Source organism: Nocardioides sp. HB32, assembly GCF_054058995.1.
In genome coordinates, this window is the sequence record NZ_JBSSBS010000001.1 from 2,374,798 (window position 1) to 2,392,997 (window position 18,200).

Sequence of the window (18,200 nt, forward strand, 5' to 3'; positions counted from 1 at the left end):
ACTGATCTCACTCACGCTGGCCGTGCGTGCGGTGCTGGGCGACGTCTATCGAGTGCCAGTGCGTCCGTGACGTCGTCGAGCGACCACCCAGCCTCGAGGACTGATTCGCGTGATGCGACATCCCGCACCATGTCGATAAAGCCCTCCTGTGCGCCCTCGTTGGGATCTTCGACAGTCCCTTCTGCGAAGACGACGACGAATCGTGCGTGGCCGCTGTCCTCCTTGAGGCGGATGACTCGACCGAGTCGCTGGATCATCTGACGGCGACCGCTGCTTGCCGAGAGCACAATGCCTAGGTCGATGTTGGGTACGTCGACTCCCTCGTCGAGGATTTTCGGCGCGCATAGCGCTGCGATCGATTCGGACTTCAAGGCGTCCAGATGAAATTGGCGTTCTTTGGGAGGCATGGCGGAGTGGATGGCTGAGGCGATCACGCCGTGTTTGGACAGCACTTCAGCCGCGCGCTCGGCTGCGGCGATCTTCTGGCTGAAGACGACGGTGCCATGCGACGCAGACACCAGTGGCGCGAGCTCGGCGAGTGCCTCCGGCTTGGACTGAACCTCGGCCAGCAGGTTTCGTCTGCCTCGCGTCGCCTTGTCGAAATCGTCGACGGCTCTGCGGAGTTCGCCGCCTTTGCGACGGCATTCGGCGAGGTTGGACTGAATCTGACCGGGAGTGCCACGAAAGACGCCGAGCGGGACGAGGATCGCGCGGGCCCTGGTGATTCGGCGGCTGAATCGCTCGTAGGCGACCTGTTCATCCATGTTGAGGTCAACACCCAGAAAGACCAGCGCGAAGGGCGCGACGACTCCATCTGGAACAGCCTGCTCGTACGTGTAGGTGAATACCTTGGAGCGGAAGAACGGCAGTAGATGCTGGTCGACGCCGTCGTCTCCGCCGCGCTCGAGCGTCGCGGTCAGTCCCAGCCTGCCGACATATTCCTCCTGCAGCGCGGCGGACCACTGCTCCGAGCCGTACCGGTGGACCTCGTCTCCAACGACGAGGTGAGGCCTCTCGTCCAGCACAAGATCGCGCTTGCTTGCCGATGCCGCAACGGCCACGACGACGTCAGCCCTGGCAGGCTCTCCCTGAATGTTTCCGCCGACCGTGGCCCAACTCATGTGTGGCGCGAACTCGGCGAGCTTCTCCAGCCATTGACGTTGCAGCTCAATGGTCGGAACCAGAATGGTGGTTCGTCCGCCGATCCGAGCCATCCGGCTCGCGGCCTCGATCCCGAGGAGCGTCTTGCCCGTGCCGGTAACCGCCTCGATGATTCCGTGGCCGCCAGACTTGAACCATGCTGCGAGGGCGCGTCGCTGCCACGGACGTAGGAGCGAGATGCACCACTCGCCGCCCCAGTCCAGACTCTCGACAGGTCGGCTCGGGGTCTGCTCAGCGATTGCGCCCTGGCCGAGCATCGCTTGCAGGCGCGCCTCAATGTCGGCGAGCTCCGCCTGCACCTTCTTAGTCGTGGCCGTCCGGTCGGGACGGCGCTCGGTCTGCTGATCGACCAGGAACCAGCGTGGGACGTAGCCACCATCACTCTTGAAGCGGGTCTTCATCCGGTACAGCACCGGATTGAGGTCCCGCTTGCGCACGCCACCGAGCTGCCGCGCGATCTCCCGGGCAGTCAGGCCAGGCTGCTCCTTCAGCACCCGGACGATGCGGTCCTCGTTCACCATCGGTCACGAGCGTAATTCTGTCTCGCCGTCGTGTCCGCGAGATTGCGGGAAATCGGGGGCAGCGGGACCCTACGTTCAGCGGATTCCGACATCACGGGAGGCAACTCCGCACGAGCCCCCTATCGTCACTCGGATTCAGTTGCACGAGTCCAAAGGAGCATGCTCGCTGAGCCACGGGGCTGCCGATTAGGGGAGCACAGGGGCGTCCAGAGGTCCATCAGGCTTGGTACGCACGGAGTAACCCTCAACGAGCCAGTTCTCCTCGACAATGAACACTGCGCCGAGCCCGCAATCGTGGCACTCGATCGTGTCGACACGCTCGCCAATCGGGATCCGGCCGCCGCCACCACATTCTGGGCATTCCCACTCACGGATGCGGTGACTCATGGACATCTCACGCAGGCGCGCTCGAGCCGCCAGTATCGAACTCCGGATTTCACGGCATCCGCTCAACCTTCGCGCCGCAGTTCGGGCAACGGCCGTCCGCGAGGTCGCCTCGGGAACCGTCTTCTGCGCAATCAGGGCAGACCCACTCAGCCCAGAAGACCGGATACATGGGGTCGAGCGGGTCGAGAGGATCCCCGAAGTCATCGAACATGCCGCTCAGGCTGGCATGAACCGCCGACACGTTGGGTGGCTATCGGCTAATCCCGTCTCGGGAATGTCGGCGTCGCTGCCTTCGCGTCTGCTAAACGGCCAGGCGGGCGAACGAGCCGGCGGTCCGTGCCCTGGCAACATCGCCGATGCCGCGAAAAGCGTTCCCAGCCGCCAATACCCTGAGATCGTCCGTCTTGGGCAGTTGCAGAGGAGGTGTCGCCGTGGACGCAGTCAAGGTGTCGAACTACGGGGTGGGCGACGACCTCTTCGAGACGCTGCTCAAGGTGATGGCGACCTCGACGCGCAGGCTCTGGATCAAGGTCGCGTGGTGGGATGCATCGCCCAAGGGCCGACAATTGGCGGAGGCTGCGATCGTGGCGCAGCGGCGCGGGCTGGATGTTCGCGTGCTGTGCCGACCGGAGTCGTCTAACGACGCGGTTCTCCGGCAACTTCGCCAGTCGGGCGTCACGATCGTTGGGGTGCGCTACATCCACGAGATGGAGGTGCTTGCGGACGATGTCGCGGTGACCCATTCCATGAACTTCACCGACAGGGAGATCGAGCGCAACCAGAACTCGGGCCTCGTGTTCGATGCACCGGACATCGTGGGCGCGACAGAGGCGGGATTTCTCGCGCTGATCGAGAACCGCGCCGCGGCCAATGTGGGCGATGAAGAGTGGACACCGAGCGCGAAGCTCATCCCGCGGGACCTGCAGAAGTACCTGACCCGTTTTGATCGGTTGAACCCGCTTCAGTCGAAAGCCGTACCTGCGGTGCTGTCCACGCCGGGGCACGTCATGGTTGTCGCACCCACCAGTGCGGGAAAAACCCTGATCGGTGAGATCGCCGCGCTGCGCTCGATCGTAACTGAGCGGAAACCGGCAGTGTGGCCACTGCCAGCCGGAGCCCTCGCCGCCGAGGTCAGCGAAACGGCAAGACGTTGGAACGGGCACGGCATCCGCTCCGTCGAACTAACCGGCGAGACGAACATGTCGAGCGACACGGTCCGCAACGCCCAACTCTGGGTCGCGACTACCGAGAAGTTCGAGGCCCTGTACCGCCGCTCGTCGCTTCGCGAGTTCATCGCAACGGTGGGCTGCCTGATCATCGACGAGGTCCATCTCGTTGGCGACCCCACCCGAGGTGCCACTCTCGAAACTCTGATCGCGCGTCTACGCGCAGTTGAAGGCAGGACACGCATTGTGGCTCTTTCGGCCACAGTCTCAAACGCTGAAGAGTTGGCGGACTGGTTCAACGCGCAATTGGTGAGGTCTGCCTGGCGGCCGACGATTCTGACGACTCAGCTTGTTCCGTACGACGCGCCGCCGCCCGGCTCCAAACGTGAGGAGTACGAGGCCGCAAAGGACGCAGTGCTCGACCCGCTCCTCCGTGAACTCAGGGCACCCACTCCCGACGCATCGAAGGTCCTTGACGGGAGCGTCACCAACGGCATGGGCAGCGTCCTGGTGTTCTGCGGGAGTAAGAACGGGGTCCGGCGAACAGCCGCGATGGCAGCTCGCGTCCCCTTCCGAAACGTGGAGGACGAAGACCTCGCGGAGACGACGTTCGCGGCCGGCGTCGGCATGCACTTCCGAGACGCTCCGCGTGCCCACCGGGCGCTCGACTCCTTCAAGGAGCGAAAGATCCAAACGTTGGTTGCAACATCGGGTCTCTCCACAGGCATGAATACGCCCGCCCGCGCCGTCGTCATCAGAGACCTCGAGTTGGGGATGTCGCCACTTGAGGTCAGTCAGGCGCAACAGATGTTCGGCCGCGCCGGGCGTGCGGGCCAGGAACCCGAGGGATTCGCGTTCATGCTGGTGCCGCGCGGAGCGGAAGCCGAATGGCGCCTAAGGCTCGCAAGGGGCTACACCGCCCGCAGCCAAGTCCTCGATCACCTCGGAGATGCGTTGCTCGCGGAGATTCTGCTCGGTTCCATAGCGGACCGCGATGGGGCCTCATCCTGGTTTCAAGAGACCTTTGCCTACGCGCAATCGGGCGAGGAGAGCGACGTGGACGACGCTCTCGACTACCTCGTGTTGCGTGGCTTCGTCACGGAGTCCGAGGACGGCCTAGCGGTCACTGAGATCGGGGCGCTCACATGTCGATTGATGATCGACGTCGAGTCCGCGGGCGGCCTACTGACTGCCTTGGCCGAGGCGCCCGTTCCCTCGAATGCCGATGAGGCGGAGGAGCTCGTTCTCCAGATTCTCGCAACCGAGGTCCTCGCACTTCGGGAGTGGCCGGTCAATCCGAAGGTCTACGAGGATGTGGTCGCCGAAATCCTCTTCGGCTGGACGCCCCGCATCACATCCCGAATGGGCGACTCGTTTGGGTCGCGGGTTTGCATGGCTGCCGCGCACCTGGCTCTGCGCGAGCCGAGGCGTTTGCACAGCAAGCCACCACCAGGGATCTCGCTCGCCGAATTCAAGCGCGCCATCGAGGACATGCCGCGATATCTCGCATGGGTAGCGGCGTTGGGCTACGTCGATCAGGCAACGTGGGCGCCAGCGGTTGCCGGCGAGCTCGCACGGCGACTCGCGTGGTGGAACCTGTCGCCCCATCCGGAGCGTGGCTCAGGTCGGTTGTTGTGGTTGCTCGAACGACTCTTGGAGCCGGAGAACCGCAAGTCACGTATGGCGGACCTCTGGGCTCGCGCGCGAAGGGCAGGGTTTACCTCGCCAGATCCAATCACTGCACGCCCGCGCAGCGTCGACATCTCTGACGAGGGGTTCAGCGAGATGCTGGGTCGGGCTGACCTCCAACTCGCGCCACTGGTGAACCTGGAACTCTCGCTGGAAAGCAGATCGAGATCGTCACGCGTCACGGCAATGAGCAACTCGGGGACGCGGCGGGCCATCGCCACAACTCGGCCAGCTCAAGGTCGCATGGACCTTCCAGTGCCACCGTCCCGCGCCGCCAACGAGATCGCAGCGGATGTCTTCCTCTACACGCGGGACGGCGACTTCAGCTATCAGAATCTGACCGCTGACCTGCCCGACGATGCCCGTGAGAAGAGGATGGACCCGGTCGACGAGGCGCGTGGTCTTCTGGGCGCCCTCCCCGACCTGACCGCGGTGGGCACCGGCCCACGGGGACTGCGACGTGTTCTGATGAGCGAACGTAAGAAGCAACTCCAAACAATCTTGCCGCTTCTCTCGCCGGACCCAGCTCTTCGCCCCATCGCCCTTGCGCTCGCGGAGCATGAGGCCGAGCCGGACTTAGCGGCGATGAATCTCCGGACGAACCTTCGTCGACTCCTCGAACCTGCAGGTGATGGGCAGCCACGCCCGGCCGCCACAGTCCTGCGCTCGGGGAAGGCTTCCCAGTCAGAGTTTGAACTCACCTTGGCCGCTCTTGCCGGTTCGCTACAGCTGGAAACCGGCATCGCCTCGGCTGAAGGAAGGCTTCTCGCTTTGATTCGCGTCTCTGGAGACTGGTGTCTTGCGATGCCGTCCGACTCTCGGAACGTCAGGATTGACCCCGTCTTTCCGGCGTCGCTGCCACCAGTCGTGAGTTCGCTTCAGCCGCGTCCTGCAGAAGATCCGACCCCGGTGCGGCCACTGTGCTCCTGGGTCGAGGAGTTCGTTCTGCGCTAGGAGGCTCAGCGCCGCCGGAGGGCAGCCACGACCGCCGTCCGGTCCGTGCCGAGTTGCGCTGCCTCCTTGCGCGCCGTCCGGGGCGCGGTTCGGTGAACAGCGGGGGCGATGCGAGCCCTGAGACTGGAAGCGAGGGCGGATCCCTCACCACGCCGCGTGAATCGGTAGCTTCCGGCCCGACTCCGTAGTCGTCGCGATGCCCCGGACGGCGTCCAGAGGGATGAGGTTCAAATCCTCCCTCGCGCCTGCGGCTGGGTGATTCAGACTTGATCATTCCGCTCAGGTTCAAGTGGCCACTTCAACCCCCTGCCCCGGAAGGATCGCGGGGGACGACCTTCCAGGCTGAGGTTGGAGGCAGCCGTGACGTTGATCGAGTCGGTCGCAGATTCATCGCAGTTTGCTGTCACGAATCGACTCGAGAGCACCCCAGATTGCCCCAGGTTGCGACGTACGATGAGACCGACGGTGCTCACGACCCAGCGCATCGTCCCAGGTCAGACAGCACGAGGCCGAGGTCGGACGAGAAGCACCGAACCCTCCACTCTCTGCACGTCAATGCAGAGGGTCAGGGGTTCGAGTCCCCTCAGCTCCACATCACGAAGCCCGGCGCGGAGCGCCGGGCTTCCGTCGTTCAGGGGCGCGATAGCACTGAGCGGTAGCATCGCCGGAACGAGAACACGTTCTATTCAGGTGGTGCCATGCCCCAGCTCGGCCCGGACGGATTCAACCTCTCGACGGTCTTCGACACCGTCGCCCGCGCGGTGCCGGAGCAGGAGGTGCTGGTCTGGCGCGACCGGCGGTTGACGTACGCCGCGATGAACGAGCGCATCGACGGCCTCGCGCACCACCTCGTCGAGCGCGGGCTCGGCAGCCACGTCCCGCGGGCCGGGCTCCGGGGTCACGAGTCCGGCCAGGACCACGTCGGGCTCTACCTCCGCAACGGCAACGAGTACCTCGAGGCGATGGTGGCGGGCTACCGAGCCCGGGTGGCGCCGTTCAACGTGAACTACCGCTACGTCGAGGAGGAGCTGCTCTACCTGCTCACCGACGCCCGGACCCGCGCGCTCGTCTACCACGCGGAGTTCGCCCCGAGCGTCGCCGCCATCCGCGACCGGCTGCCCGGCCTCGACGTCCTCATCCAGGTTGCCGACGGCTCTGGGAACGACCTGCTGCCGGGCGCCGTCGCCTACGAGGACGTCGTCCTCACCTCGGAGCCGGTGGACGGGATGCCGGAGCCGAGCGGCGACGACCTGTTCGTGCTGTACACCGGCGGCACCACCGGCATGCCCAAGGGCGTGCTGTGGCGCAACGACGACATCTACGTCACCTCGATGGGCGGCACGCCGTTCGGCACCAACGACCCGTTCACGTCGTACGACGTGATCGCGGAGCACGCCGCGAACGCCGGGGGCGGCATGCGGCTGCTGATGATCCCGCCGCTGATGCACGGCGCGGCGCAGTGGTCGACGTTCCACACCATCACGGGCGGCGGCACGATCGTGTTCCCCGACAACGTGCACTCGCTGGACCCCGCCGACGCGATCGGCACGGCGGTCCGCGAACGGGTCGTCAGCATCCCGGTCGTCGGCGACGCCGTCGCGCTGCCGCTGGTCGAGGAGGTGGAGCGGGGCAGCTACGACCTGTCCGGCCTCGCGGCGTTCAACAACGGTGGCGCGCCGCTCACCCCCGGCGTGCGCGCGCGGATCCTCGAGGCGCTGCCGCACATCATCGTGATGGACGCCGCGGGCGCCTCGGAGACGGGTCTGCAGATGAGCTCGCTGTCGCTCAAGGGCATGGAGGCGGGTACGGCGACGTTCGCACCGGTCGCCGCCACGACGGTCGTCGACGACCTGTTCCAGCGGACGCTGGAGCCGGGCGAGGGCGAGGGCTGGCTCGCCCAGCGCGGCCGGGTGCCCCTCGGGTACCTCGGCGACGAGGACAAGACCGCACGCACGTTCCCGGTCATCGGCGGCGTCCGGTTCTCGATCCCTGGCGATCGGGCGCTGCTCGCGGAGGACGGGCAGATCGTGCTGCTCGGCCGGGACGGCGTCACCATCAACTCCGGCGGCGAGAAGATCTTCGTCGAGGAGGTCGAGCGCGCGCTGGCCGCGCACCCCGACGTCCGCGACGTCATCGTCGTCGGCCGTCCCTCGCAGCGCTGGGGGAGCGAGGTGATCGCCGTCGTCCAGCTCGAGGAGGGCAGTGTCGCCTCCGACGAGGAGCTGCTCGCCGAGGCCGCGCGGCACGTGGCGCGGTACAAGGTCCCGAAGGCGGTGGTCCGGGTCCCGGTCGTCGAGCGGTCGCCGTCGGGCAAGGCCGACTACCGGTGGGCACGGACGCAGGTGTAGCGGCTCCGCGCTCCGGGCACCGCGAGCCCATGCCCGCCTTCGACATCGCCGTGCTGGACATCGACGGCACCCTGTTGGACTCCAACTACCACCACGCGGTCGCCTGGTCGCGCGCGTTCGACGCCGTGCTGGACCGGCACGTCGCCGTCGCCGCGATCCACCGTGCGATCGGCATGGGCGGCGACCGCCTCGTCGCCGCCGTGACCGGTGACGACGTGGAGGAGCAGCACGGCGACGAGCTCCGCGACCGCTGGGAGCAGGAGTACGACGCGATCATCGGCGACACCCGGCTCTTCGACGGGGCGATCGACCTCCTCACCGGGCTGCGCGAGGCGGGCCTCAAGGTGGTCCTGGCCAGCTCGAGCATCCCCAAGCACGCCGAGCACGCCCTCGAGCTGCTGGACGCCGAGGAGCGGGCCGACGCCTGGACGACGAGCCAGGACGCTGACGCCTCCAAGCCCGACCCGGAGCTCCTGGACGAGGCGCTCGAGAAGGTCGGCGGCGGGCGGGCGGTGATGATCGGGGACTCCGTGTGGGACGTCGCGGCGGCGACCCGGCGCGGGGACCCGACCATCGGGCTGCTCGCCGGTGGGTCCGGGCGCCAGGAGCTGCTCGACGCCGGAGCGGCCTCGGTCTACGCCTACCCGCGCGAGCTCCTCGAGCACCTCGACGAGGTTCTCGCCGAGCAGTGACCCGCAGCCGCGTCGTCCTGGTTGCGGTCTGCGCCGGCTACTTCCTGGTGCTGCTCGACGTCACCGTCGTGAACGTCGCGCTGCCCTCGCTGGCCGACGACCTCGGCACCGGGACTGCGGGGCTCCAGTGGGTGGTCGACGGGTACGCCGTCGCGCTGGCCTCGCTGCTGCTGGTCGGCGGGACCCTCGGCGACGTGCTCGGCCACCGCGGCGTGGTGCTGGCCGGGCTCGCGGCGTTCGGCCTGGCGTCCGTCGGCTGCGGCATCGCTCCGTCGACCGCGGCGCTGGTCGCGGCCCGGGTGGTCCAGGGCGCCGGGGCCGCCCTGCTGCTGCCGGGCACCCTCGCCCTGGTCGGCGACGCCTACCCGGAGCGCGGAGCCCAGGCCCGGGCGATCGGGATCTGGGCGGCGGTCGGGAGCGCGGCGCTGCCGGCCGGGCCGCTGCTCGGCGGCGCGCTGGTCGAGTGGGTGTCCTGGCGCGCGGTGTTCCTGCTCAACGTGCCGATCGTGCTGCTGGTGGGCGCGGTGCTGGCCCGCGGCGTGCCCGCCTCCGAGCGCGCGGACCGCGCCGTCGACGTGGCCGGCTCGGTGCTGGCCGCCGCCACCCTCGGCAGCCTGGTGTACGCCCTGGTCGTCGGGCGTGCGGCGGTCGGTCTCGTGGCGGTCTTCTCGCTCGTGGCGCTGGTCGTGGTGGAGCACCGGGTGGCCGACCCGATGCTGCCGCTCGACCTGTTCCGGCGGCCGGCGTTCGTCCTCGCCAACGGCGCTGCGGGCGTGATGAACCTCGCGACGCTCGGGATGCTGTTCGTGGTGACGCTGTACCTCCAGCAGGACCAGGGTCGCTCGCCGTTCTCCGCCGGCGTGGCGCTGCTGCCGCTGTTCCTCCCGCTCACGCTGCTCGCCCCGCTGACCGGCCGGGTGACGGCGCGCACCGGCCCGCGGCCGCCGATGGTCGCCGGGCTGCTGGTCGGCGCGGCGGGCTTCGCCGTCCTCGCCTCCGGTCACCTGACGACCGGGCTCCTGGTGTGGGGCGTCGGCATCGGCGTGCTCACGCCCGCCGTCGTGGCGGCCGCCCTGGCGGCGGTCGAGCCCGATCGGTCGGGACTCGCCTCGGGCGTCAACAACACCGCGCGCCAGGCCGGCGGTGCTGTCGGTGTCGCGGTCTACGGTGCTGTCACCGACCTGCGTGGGCTGGCGATCGCGTCGGCGGTGCTGTTCACAGCGACGGCACTGACGGCGATGAGTTCCGGCTGGGACGCTGGTCGGTAGGACAGACCCCCGAGCGCAAAGGAGCGCGCACATGTCCACCGTCCTCAACCCCTACCTCAACTTCCGTGCCCAGGCCCGGGAGGCGATGACCTTCTACCAGTCGGCCCTCGGCGGCCAGCTCGACGTGACGACGTTCGCCGACCAGGGCGGCATGGGCGTCCCCGAGAGCGAGGCCGGGCTGGTCATGCACTCCGCCCTGACCGTGTCCGACGGCGTGCAGCTGATGGGCTCGGACGTCCCGAGCCACATGGACACCGGCGGCGACATCTCGAACGGCTCGATCTCGCTGAGCGGCGACGACGAGGCCACGCTGCGCGGTTGGTTCGAGGCGCTGAGCGCGGGCGGCAGCGTCACCGTGCCGCTGGAGAAGGCGCCGTGGGGCGACTCCTTCGGCATGTTCACCGACAAGTACGGCATCGGCTGGTTGGTGAACATCAGCGGGAGCTAGTCTCCTCCAGCTCCGACCAGTCGACGGTCGCCGTACGCCGCTGGTACTCCGCGACGAGACCGGGCCAGTTGGTGGTGATCCGGCGGCCGTCGCGGTACCAGCTGTCGCAGCCCGACCAGATGCCCCTGCCCAGCCGGTCCTGCATCTCCTCGTCGTACCGCTCCCAGACGTCGCGGCGGACCGCGACCCGGTGCGCGCGGCCGTCCTGGATCCGCCGCGCGACCTGCGTGATCCAGCCGGCCTGCGCCTCGAGCATGCCGATGATCGAGCTGCCGCCCAGGTTGGTGTTCGGCCCGTAGACCACGAACAGGTTCGGGAAGCCCGGCATCGTCAGGCCGAGGTGGGCGCGGGCGCCGTCGGCCCACAGCTCCTTCAGGGGTAGGCCGTCCACGCCGCACACGTCGATCCCGCCGAGGAACTCGGTCGCCGCGAAGCCGGTACCCCAGATCAGCACGTCGGCCTCGTGCAGCTGCCCGTCGCCGGTGCGCACGCCGTCCGGCTCCACGGCGGTGACCTGCTCGGTGACGACGTCGACGTGGTCGCGGTCCAGCGCGGGGTACCAGTCGTTGGAGAACAGCAGCCGCTTGCAGCCGAGCTCGTAGGTCGGGACCAGCTTGCGCCGCAGCTCGGGGTCGCGGACCCGGCGGCGCAGCTGGAGCCTCCAGGCGGTGCGGATCGCACCCATCAGCGGCCGGGTGATCGGCGAGGTGCCCTCGAGGGCGCCGTTGAAGCGCTCGGTGATCCAGTAGGTCAGCCGCCGCTCGCCGGCGGGCACCGCCGGCCAGCGCTCGAACAGCCGGTGGTGGCCCGGTGTGTACTCGCGGTCCGGCTTCGCGACGACGTACGGCGCGGAGCGCTGGAAGACGGTCATCGCGGCGACCCGGTCCACGATGCCGGGCACGAACTGGACCGCGCTGGCGCCGGTGCCGACCACGGCCACCCGCCTGCCGGTCAGGTCCACGTCGTGGCGCCAGCGCGCCGAGTGGAACGCCGGTCCGGCGAAGCTGCCGGCGCCGGGGATCGCGGGGATCACCGGGTTCGAGAGCTGGCCGGTCGCCGAGACGACCAGGTCCGCCTCCAGGACACCGGTGTTGGTGGTGACCCGCCACGCGCCGTCGGCGTACTCGAGCGCGGTGACCTCGGTGCCCGTGCGGACGAGGTCGAGCAGCCCGGCGTCCGACGCCGTGCGGCGGATGTAGTCGAGGATCTCGGGCTGGCCGGAGTAGCGGCGGCCCCAGGCCGGGTTCGTCGCCCACGACCAGGAGTAGAGGGGAGAGGGGACGTCGCAGGCCGCGCCCGGGTAGGTGTTGTCGCGCCAGACGCCGCCGACGTCGGCCGCGCGCTCGAGGATCGTGACGTCGCCGACGCCGGCCTCGCGCAGGGCACGGGCGACCCCCAGGCCGCCGAACCCGGCACCGATGACGACCACCCGGACACGCATGGACGGACCATACCGGGAGTACGCCCGCACGCATTCCCGTTGTCCGCGCCGTGCGTTCACCGTCACCCCGGGCAGGAAGGGCAGCTACCCGGTCGCCGTCACCAGGCCCCGCGGTCCGCCGCCGGACCGCGAAGGACACCTTCCGGTTGCGATGAGGCGGAGGTTGTCCGCCGAAACCCGCTCGACACGCCGTACGGCACCGGCGTGTCGCGCGGGTTTCTCCGGTCAGCCGGAGAAACCCGCCCCCTCAGGTGATCGTCATGCCCCCGTCGACGGCCAGCGTCTGACCGGTGACGTACCCCGCGGCGTCCGAGGCCAGGAACACCACCGTGGCCGCCAGCTCGACGGGGTCGCCCTTGCGACCGGCGGGGATCCGGGCCTGCTGGGAGTCGAGGTAGCCCGGCGGGTACTGGTCGGTCATCTCCGACTCGAAGAAGCCCGGGGCGATCGCGTTGACGCGGATGCCCTTGCGACCGGTCCACTGCTGGGCGAGGTCGCGGGTGAGCCCGATCAGGCCGGCCTTGGACGCCGCGTACGCCGCCTGGGGGAGGCCGGCGGTCGTGAGGCCGAGGACCGAGCTGATGTTGATGATGCTCGACCCGGGCTGCATCACCCGGCCGCACGCCTGCGCCATCCAGTAGCAGCCGTTGAGGTTCACGTCGATCACCTGGCGGAACTGCTCGGGGGGCTCCCGGGTCGCCGGCACCGCCGTACCGATGCCGGCGTTGTTGACCAGCACGTCCACCCGGCCGAACTCCTCCATCGCGAGCGCGACCAGGTTCGTGCACGAGTCGGGGTCGGCCACGTCGGTCGCGACCGTGAGCGCGCGGCGACCCGCGGCCTCGACCAGCTGCGCGGTGTCGGCGAGGCGGTCGGTACGCCGGGCGCCGAGCGCGAGGTCGGCGCCGGCCTCGGCCAGGCCACGGGCGAAGGCGACGCCCAGCCCGCTGGAGGCTCCGGTGACGACGGCGACCTTGCCGTCGAGCCGGAAGAGATCGGTGACGGTTCGCGACTCGCTCATGGCGACATCGTCGCAGGGCCGCCGCGCGGTCACTTCCCCTGGTACTCCCGCACCGTCTCGCAGGAGATCAGCTCGTCGTGCGGGTCCAGGGTCTCGAGGAACTCGACCAGGTCGTTGCCCGGGCCGCAGTCGATGACGTCGCGCCGGCCGTCGGGGTCGAGCAGCACCTCGTCGTCGCCCGGGCCGAGGTCGAGGTGGGTGGGCGGGTAGGGCCGGGTCCGGCCGCGCGAGGCGACGGTGGAGCGGTCGTCCCCGGCGCCCGCGCGCATCGTGTCGCCCCCGAGGTAGTCGGCGAGGTAGTCGTTCCCCGGGCCGCCCACCAGCTCGTCGATGCCCCGACGGCCGTCGATCGAGTCGCGGCCGGGTCCGCCGATGAGGAGGTCCCGCCCCCGGTTGTCCTCGATCTCGTCGTTGCCCCGGCCGCCGCGGACCCAGTCGTCGCCGGGCCCGCCGGTCAGGAGGTCGTTGCCACCGCGACCACGGACCTCGTCGGCGCCGTCCCGCGCCTCGATCCAGTCGCGCTTCGGCGTACCGACGAGCGTCTCGTTGTCCGCGGTGCCGCGGATGTGCTCGGCGGCGGCGACGGAGGGGAGCAGGACGAGGGTGAGCCCGAGAGCGGCTACAGCGAGTGCCTTCATCGCGTCGAGTCTGGCACGACCGGCCGAGCGCGGTACCATGGCGCCATGCGAAGGATCCTGCTCCTTACCTAGCCGCGTCGACACGCATCACCATCGACGCGGCTGCCCCTCGTGCCCGAGGGGTTTTTTTGTGCCCGGAGCCAGAGCGAGCAGAGCAGAGAGAGACGAGATGAGCGAGCAGGAGCAGTACGACATCGAGGCCGTTCAGGAGAAGTGGCTGCCGGTGTGGGAGCGGCTGGAGCCGTTCCGCGCCGACGACGACTCCCCGCGGGAGAAGAAGTACGCGCTCACGATGTTCCCGTACCCCTCCGGCGACCTGCACATGGGCCACGCCGAGGTCACCGCCCTGCACGACGTGATCGCGCGCTACTGGTGGCAGCGCGGCTACGAGGTCCTGAACCCGATGGGCTGGGACTCCTTCGGCCTGCCCGCCGAGAACGCCGCGATCCGCAACGACGAGCACCCGGCGACGTACACCTACGCGAACATCGAGACGCAGTACGAGTCCTTCAAGCGGTACGCCGTCTCCTTCGACTGGTCGCGCCGGCTGCACACCTCCGACCCGGAGTACTACCGGTGGACGCAGTGGCTGTTCCTGAAGTTCCGGGAGCGGGGCCTGGCGTACCGGAAGAACAGCCCGGTGAACTGGTGCCCGCACGACCAGACGGTGCTGGCCAACGAGCAGGTCGTCGACGGCCGGTGCGAGCGTTGCGGGCACGAGGTAACCAAGCGCGAGCTGACCCAGTGGTACTTCCGGATCACCGAGTACGCCCAGGAGCTGCTGGACGACCTGGACCGCCTGGAGCCGACCTGGCCGACCCGCGTCGTCACGGCCCAGCGGAACTGGATCGGCCGCTCCGAGGGCGCCCACGTGGACTTCCGGGTCGAGGGCCGCGACGAGCCGATCACCGTCTACACGACCCGCCCGGACACGATCTTCGGCACCACGTTCATGGTCGTGGCCGTCGACTCCCCGCTGGCCGATGAGCTGGTCACCGACGGGCAGCGGGCCGCCTTCGAGGCCTACCGCGAGGAGATCCGCAAGGAGACCGAGATCGAGCGGCTGTCCGCCGAGCGACCCAAGACCGGCGTCGACCTGGGCGTCACGGCGACCAACCCGGTCACCGGCACCCAGATCCCCGTGTGGGCGACGGACTACGTGCTGGCCGACTACGGCACCGGTGCGGTCATGGGCGTGCCCGGCGGCGACCAGCGCGACTGGGAGTTCGCGACCGAGATGGGGCTGGAGATCGTCCGCACCACGCAACCGCCGGCCGGCTTCGAGGGCGAGTCGTTCCACGGCGAGGGCCCGGCGATCAACTCGCCCGCCCCCGGCGTCGACGCGCCGCTGGACATCAACGGACTGGGTGTCGCCGACGCGAAGCGGGCGACGATCGAGTTCCTGGAGCAGCAGGGGACCGGCAAGGGTGCGGTCAACTTCCGGCTGCGCGACTGGCTGCTGAGCCGCCAGCGCTACTGGGGCGTCCCGATCCCGATCATCCACTGCGAGAAGGACGGTGAGGTCGCCGTACCGTACGAGCAGCTGCCCCTGGAGCTGCCGGAGCTGCGCGGTGCCGACCTGAAGCCGAAGGGCGTCTCGCCGCTGGCCGCGGCGTCCGACTGGGTCGACGTGGAGTGCCCCACCTGCGGCGGCCCGGCCAAGCGGGACAGCGACACGATGGACACCTTCGTCGACTCGTCCTGGTACTTCCTGCGCTACTGCTCGCCGCACTACACCGACGGCCCGTTCGACGTCGCCAAGGCCAACGCCTGGATGCCCGCGGACATCTACGTCGGCGGCGTCGAGCACGCGGTGCTGCACCTGCTGTACGCACGGTTCTTCACCAAGGTCCTGCGCGACATGGGGATGCTGGAGGTCGGCGAGCCGTTCGCAGCCCAGCTGAACCAGGGCTTCGTCATCAATCGTGGCAAGAAGATGAGCAAGTCGCTGGGCAACGGCGTCAGTCTGGGGGACCAACTTGCGGAGTTCGGAGTGGACGCCGTACGCGTGACCCTGGTCTTCGCAGGCCCTCCGGAGGACGACATCGACTGGGCCGACATGTCGCCGGCCGGGTCGCTGCGGTTCCTGCAGCGCGCCTGGCGGCTGTCCGGTGACGTCATCTCCGAGGCGGGCGTCTCGCCGGAGGGCGGTGACCTGGCACTGCGGCGCGTCACCGCGCGCACCGTGCACGAGGCGGCCGAGCTGGTCGAGTCGTACCGGTTCAACGTGATGGTCGCGCGGCTGATGGAGCTGGTGAACGCCACCCGCAAGGCCATCGACTCGGGCTGCGGGCCCGCGGACCCGGCGGTGCGTGAGGCGACCGAGGCGGTGGCGATCCTGCTGTCGGTGGTCGCGCCGTACACGGCCGAGGAGATGTGGGAGCGGCTGGGCCACGAGCCGACCGTCGCCCGCGCCGGCTGGCCCGAGGTCGACGAGGCACTGCTGGTCGAGGAGTCCGTCACGGCCGTCGTCCAGATCCAGGGCAAGGTCCGCGCGCGGCTGGAGGTCGCGCCGGACATCACCGAGTCCGACCTGGAGGCGCTGGCGCTGGCCGACCCGGGCGTGGTGAAGGCGATCGACGGCCGCGAGGTGCGCAAGGTGATCGTCCGCGCCCCGAAGCTGGTCAACGTCGTCGTCTAGCGCTGTGCTCTAACCTCGGCGACATGCCGGTCGTGGTCGTCACCGACTCGACCGCCAGCCTCCCTCCGGAGCTGGCGGCCGAGCGGGGGATCGTGGTGGTCCCGCTCCAGGTGGTGATCGGGGCGACGGTGTACGACGAGGGCGCGGGGGGTGCCACGCCCGAGATGGTCGCCGCGGCGCTGCGCGAGTGGAAGCCGGTCAGCACCTCGCGGCCGAGTCCCGCGGCCCTGCTGGAGGTCTACGAGAAGGCCGCCCGCGACGGCGCGACGGAGATCGTGTCGGTGCACCTGTCCGGCGAGATGAGCGGCACCTTCGAGTCGGCCCAGCTCGCGGCGCGCGACGCGTCGGTCCGCGTCGTACCCGTGGACACCCGGCAGGTCGGAGTGGCCACGGGCTTCGCCGTGCTGGCCGCGGCCGACGTGCTCGCCGCGGGCGGCACCGCCGACGAGGCCGCCGACGCCGCCCGGGAGCGGGCGGAGGTGACGTCCTCGCTCTTCTACGTCGACACGCTCGAGTACCTGCGCCGCGGGGGTCGGATCGGGGCCGCGGCCGCCCTGTTCGGTGGTGCGCTCGCGGTGAAGCCGCTGCTCCAGATCAAGGACGGCACCGTCGCCTCGCTCGAGCGGGTCCGCACGTCCGTGCGGGCGCTGGCCCGGCTGGAGGAGCTGGCCGTGCAGGCCGCGGGCGAGGGGCAGGTCGACGTCTGCGTCGCGCACCTCGCGAGCGCCGAGCGTGCGGGTGCGCTCGCCGAGAAGCTGGCCGCGCGGCTCGAGCCGAACCTCGGTGGCCGCGAGGTGTGGTGCGGCGAGCTCGGCGCGGTGCTCGGCGCCCACGTCGGGCCCGGCATGATCGCCGTCTGCGTGGCGCCGCGCCGGTAGCCGGTATCCGTCCACAGGACGGGCTTCCGACCGGGTCGTCCCCAGCCCGGGACGATCGGTCCCGTCCGGGCCGGTCGCGCTGCCTAGCGTGCCGCACATGGCCCGATCCACCGACCACCAGGACGCCGTCTCCCGCCGGCTCGCGCTGCTCAGCGCCGAGCTCGCCGGCGAGCGACCCGAGCGACCCCAGCGACCCGGGCGTCCCGAGCCGCCGGCGGTGCCGGAGCCACCGGCGGTGCCGCTCCCGGGCCGGCACGCGTCCCGCCGCGCGGCGTCGCTGACCGAGACGGTGCTCCCCGAGGGACTCCTGCCGGAGACGCTGCGCGGTCGGGTGGCGCTCGGGCCGGCGCAGCTGGCGGTCGTCGCGGTGCTGGTGGCGATCGGGCTGGCGGTCACCTGCTGGTGGGTGCTGCGCGGCCAGCCGAGCCGGGTGGAGGCGCCCGCGCCGGTCGCGCTGACGTCGCAGCCGCCGCTCGTCGACGCCTCACCGGTGGCTGCCCGGGCGTCGGCGACCGCGGCCTCGGTGACGGTCGACGTGACGGGCAAGGTCCGACATCCGGGGATCGTGGTGCTCGACGCCGGCGCACGGGTCGTCGACGCGCTCGAGGAGGCCGGCGGAGCCCGCCCGGGGGTGGACCTGTCGGGGCTCAACCTGGCGCGGGTGCTCGTCGACGGCGAGCAGGTCGTGGTGGGCGTGCCGCCGCCCGCGGGCGTGGCTGCCTCGGCGGCGGCGTCGCCGGGGGCGAGCGGTGGTCCGCTGGTCAACCTCAACACCGCGTCCCAGGCCGAGCTGGAGGCGCTGCCGGAGGTGGGGCCGGTCACCGCCCAGGCGATCCTGGCGTTCCGTGACGAGCACGGCGGGTTCACGGCCGTGGACGAGCTGCTCGAGGTCGACGGGATCGGGGACGCGACGCTCGGCCAGCTCGCGCCGTACGTGACGGTCTGAG

12 protein-coding genes are annotated in these 18,200 nt (G+C 69.8%); 8 read left to right on the forward strand and 4 right to left on the reverse strand.

Annotation, left to right across the window (positions count from 1 at the left end; all coding sequences use genetic code 11):
- Nucleotides 1-11: 11 nt before the first annotated feature.
- Nucleotides 12-1,682 carry a DEAD/DEAH box helicase family protein gene (locus ACVW2K_RS12075; RefSeq protein WP_457202674.1) on the reverse strand — a complete coding sequence of 557 codons (1,671 nt, stop codon included), beginning with the start codon at nucleotides 1,680-1,682 and terminating at the stop codon, nucleotides 12-14.
- 818 nt (nucleotides 1,683-2,500) lie between these two features.
- Between ACVW2K_RS12075 and ACVW2K_RS12080 the strand changes: the two genes are divergently transcribed.
- The 5 genes from ACVW2K_RS12080 (at nucleotide 2,501) to ACVW2K_RS12100 (ending at nucleotide 10,634) form a co-directional block, all read left to right on the forward strand.
- Nucleotides 2,501-5,878 (forward strand): DEAD/DEAH box helicase, encoded by a 3,378-nt coding sequence (locus ACVW2K_RS12080; protein ID WP_457202675.1) that lies wholly within the window; start codon nucleotides 2,501-2,503, stop codon nucleotides 5,876-5,878.
- Between the two features lie 698 nt (nucleotides 5,879-6,576).
- Complete coding sequence (locus ACVW2K_RS12085) at nucleotides 6,577-8,226, forward strand: acyl-CoA synthetase (protein ID WP_457202676.1); 1,650 nt, start codon at nucleotides 6,577-6,579, stop codon at nucleotides 8,224-8,226.
- A 29-nt stretch (nucleotides 8,227-8,255) separates the two neighbouring features.
- The gene (locus ACVW2K_RS12090; protein WP_028637623.1) at nucleotides 8,256-8,918 is read left to right on the forward strand and encodes an HAD family hydrolase; all 663 of its coding nucleotides are present in this window, start codon (nucleotides 8,256-8,258) and stop codon (nucleotides 8,916-8,918) included.
- Nucleotides 8,915-10,186 carry an MFS transporter gene (locus ACVW2K_RS12095; RefSeq protein ID WP_457202677.1) on the forward strand — a complete coding sequence of 424 codons (1,272 nt, stop codon included), beginning with the start codon at nucleotides 8,915-8,917 and terminating at the stop codon, nucleotides 10,184-10,186. The genes ACVW2K_RS12090 and ACVW2K_RS12095 overlap by 4 nt, the downstream gene beginning before the upstream one ends.
- Nucleotides 10,187-10,217: 31 nt before the next feature.
- A complete protein-coding gene (locus ACVW2K_RS12100) occupies nucleotides 10,218-10,634 on the forward strand; it encodes a VOC family protein (RefSeq protein WP_457202678.1) in 417 nt (138 codons plus the stop codon).
- On the opposite strand, the gene ACVW2K_RS12105 is transcribed toward ACVW2K_RS12100, so the two are convergent.
- From ACVW2K_RS12105 to ACVW2K_RS12115, 3 genes are all read right to left on the reverse strand, one after another.
- Entirely contained in the window at nucleotides 10,621-12,075 is a 1,455-nt protein-coding gene (locus ACVW2K_RS12105) for a flavin-containing monooxygenase (protein ID WP_457202679.1), read from the reverse strand. The two genes, ACVW2K_RS12100 and ACVW2K_RS12105, sit on opposite strands and share 14 nt — an antisense overlap.
- A 247-nt stretch (nucleotides 12,076-12,322) precedes the next feature.
- Entirely contained in the window at nucleotides 12,323-13,096 is a 774-nt protein-coding gene (locus ACVW2K_RS12110) for an SDR family NAD(P)-dependent oxidoreductase (protein ID WP_028637626.1), read from the reverse strand.
- Nucleotides 13,097-13,125: 29 nt separating this feature from the next.
- Nucleotides 13,126-13,734, reverse strand: a complete 609-nt coding sequence (locus tag ACVW2K_RS12115) for a calcium-binding protein (protein ID WP_457202680.1) — start codon at nucleotides 13,732-13,734, stop codon at nucleotides 13,126-13,128.
- A gap of 169 nt (nucleotides 13,735-13,903) precedes the next feature.
- Here ACVW2K_RS12115 and leuS point away from each other — a divergent pair, with 169 nt between their 5' ends.
- The 3 genes from leuS (at nucleotide 13,904) to ACVW2K_RS12130 (ending at nucleotide 18,199) form a co-directional block, all read left to right on the forward strand.
- Nucleotides 13,904-16,375 carry a leucine--tRNA ligase gene (gene leuS, locus ACVW2K_RS12120; RefSeq protein ID WP_457202681.1) on the forward strand — a complete coding sequence of 824 codons (2,472 nt, stop codon included), beginning with the start codon at nucleotides 13,904-13,906 and terminating at the stop codon, nucleotides 16,373-16,375.
- 23 nt (nucleotides 16,376-16,398) lie between these two features.
- Nucleotides 16,399-17,253, forward strand: a complete 855-nt coding sequence (locus tag ACVW2K_RS12125; RefSeq protein ID WP_457202682.1) for a DegV family protein — start codon at nucleotides 16,399-16,401, stop codon at nucleotides 17,251-17,253.
- Nucleotides 17,254-17,350: 97 nt separating this feature from the next.
- A complete protein-coding gene (locus ACVW2K_RS12130; protein ID WP_457202683.1) occupies nucleotides 17,351-18,199 on the forward strand; it encodes a helix-hairpin-helix domain-containing protein in 849 nt (282 codons plus the stop codon).
- Nucleotide 18,200: the final 1 nt, after the last annotated feature.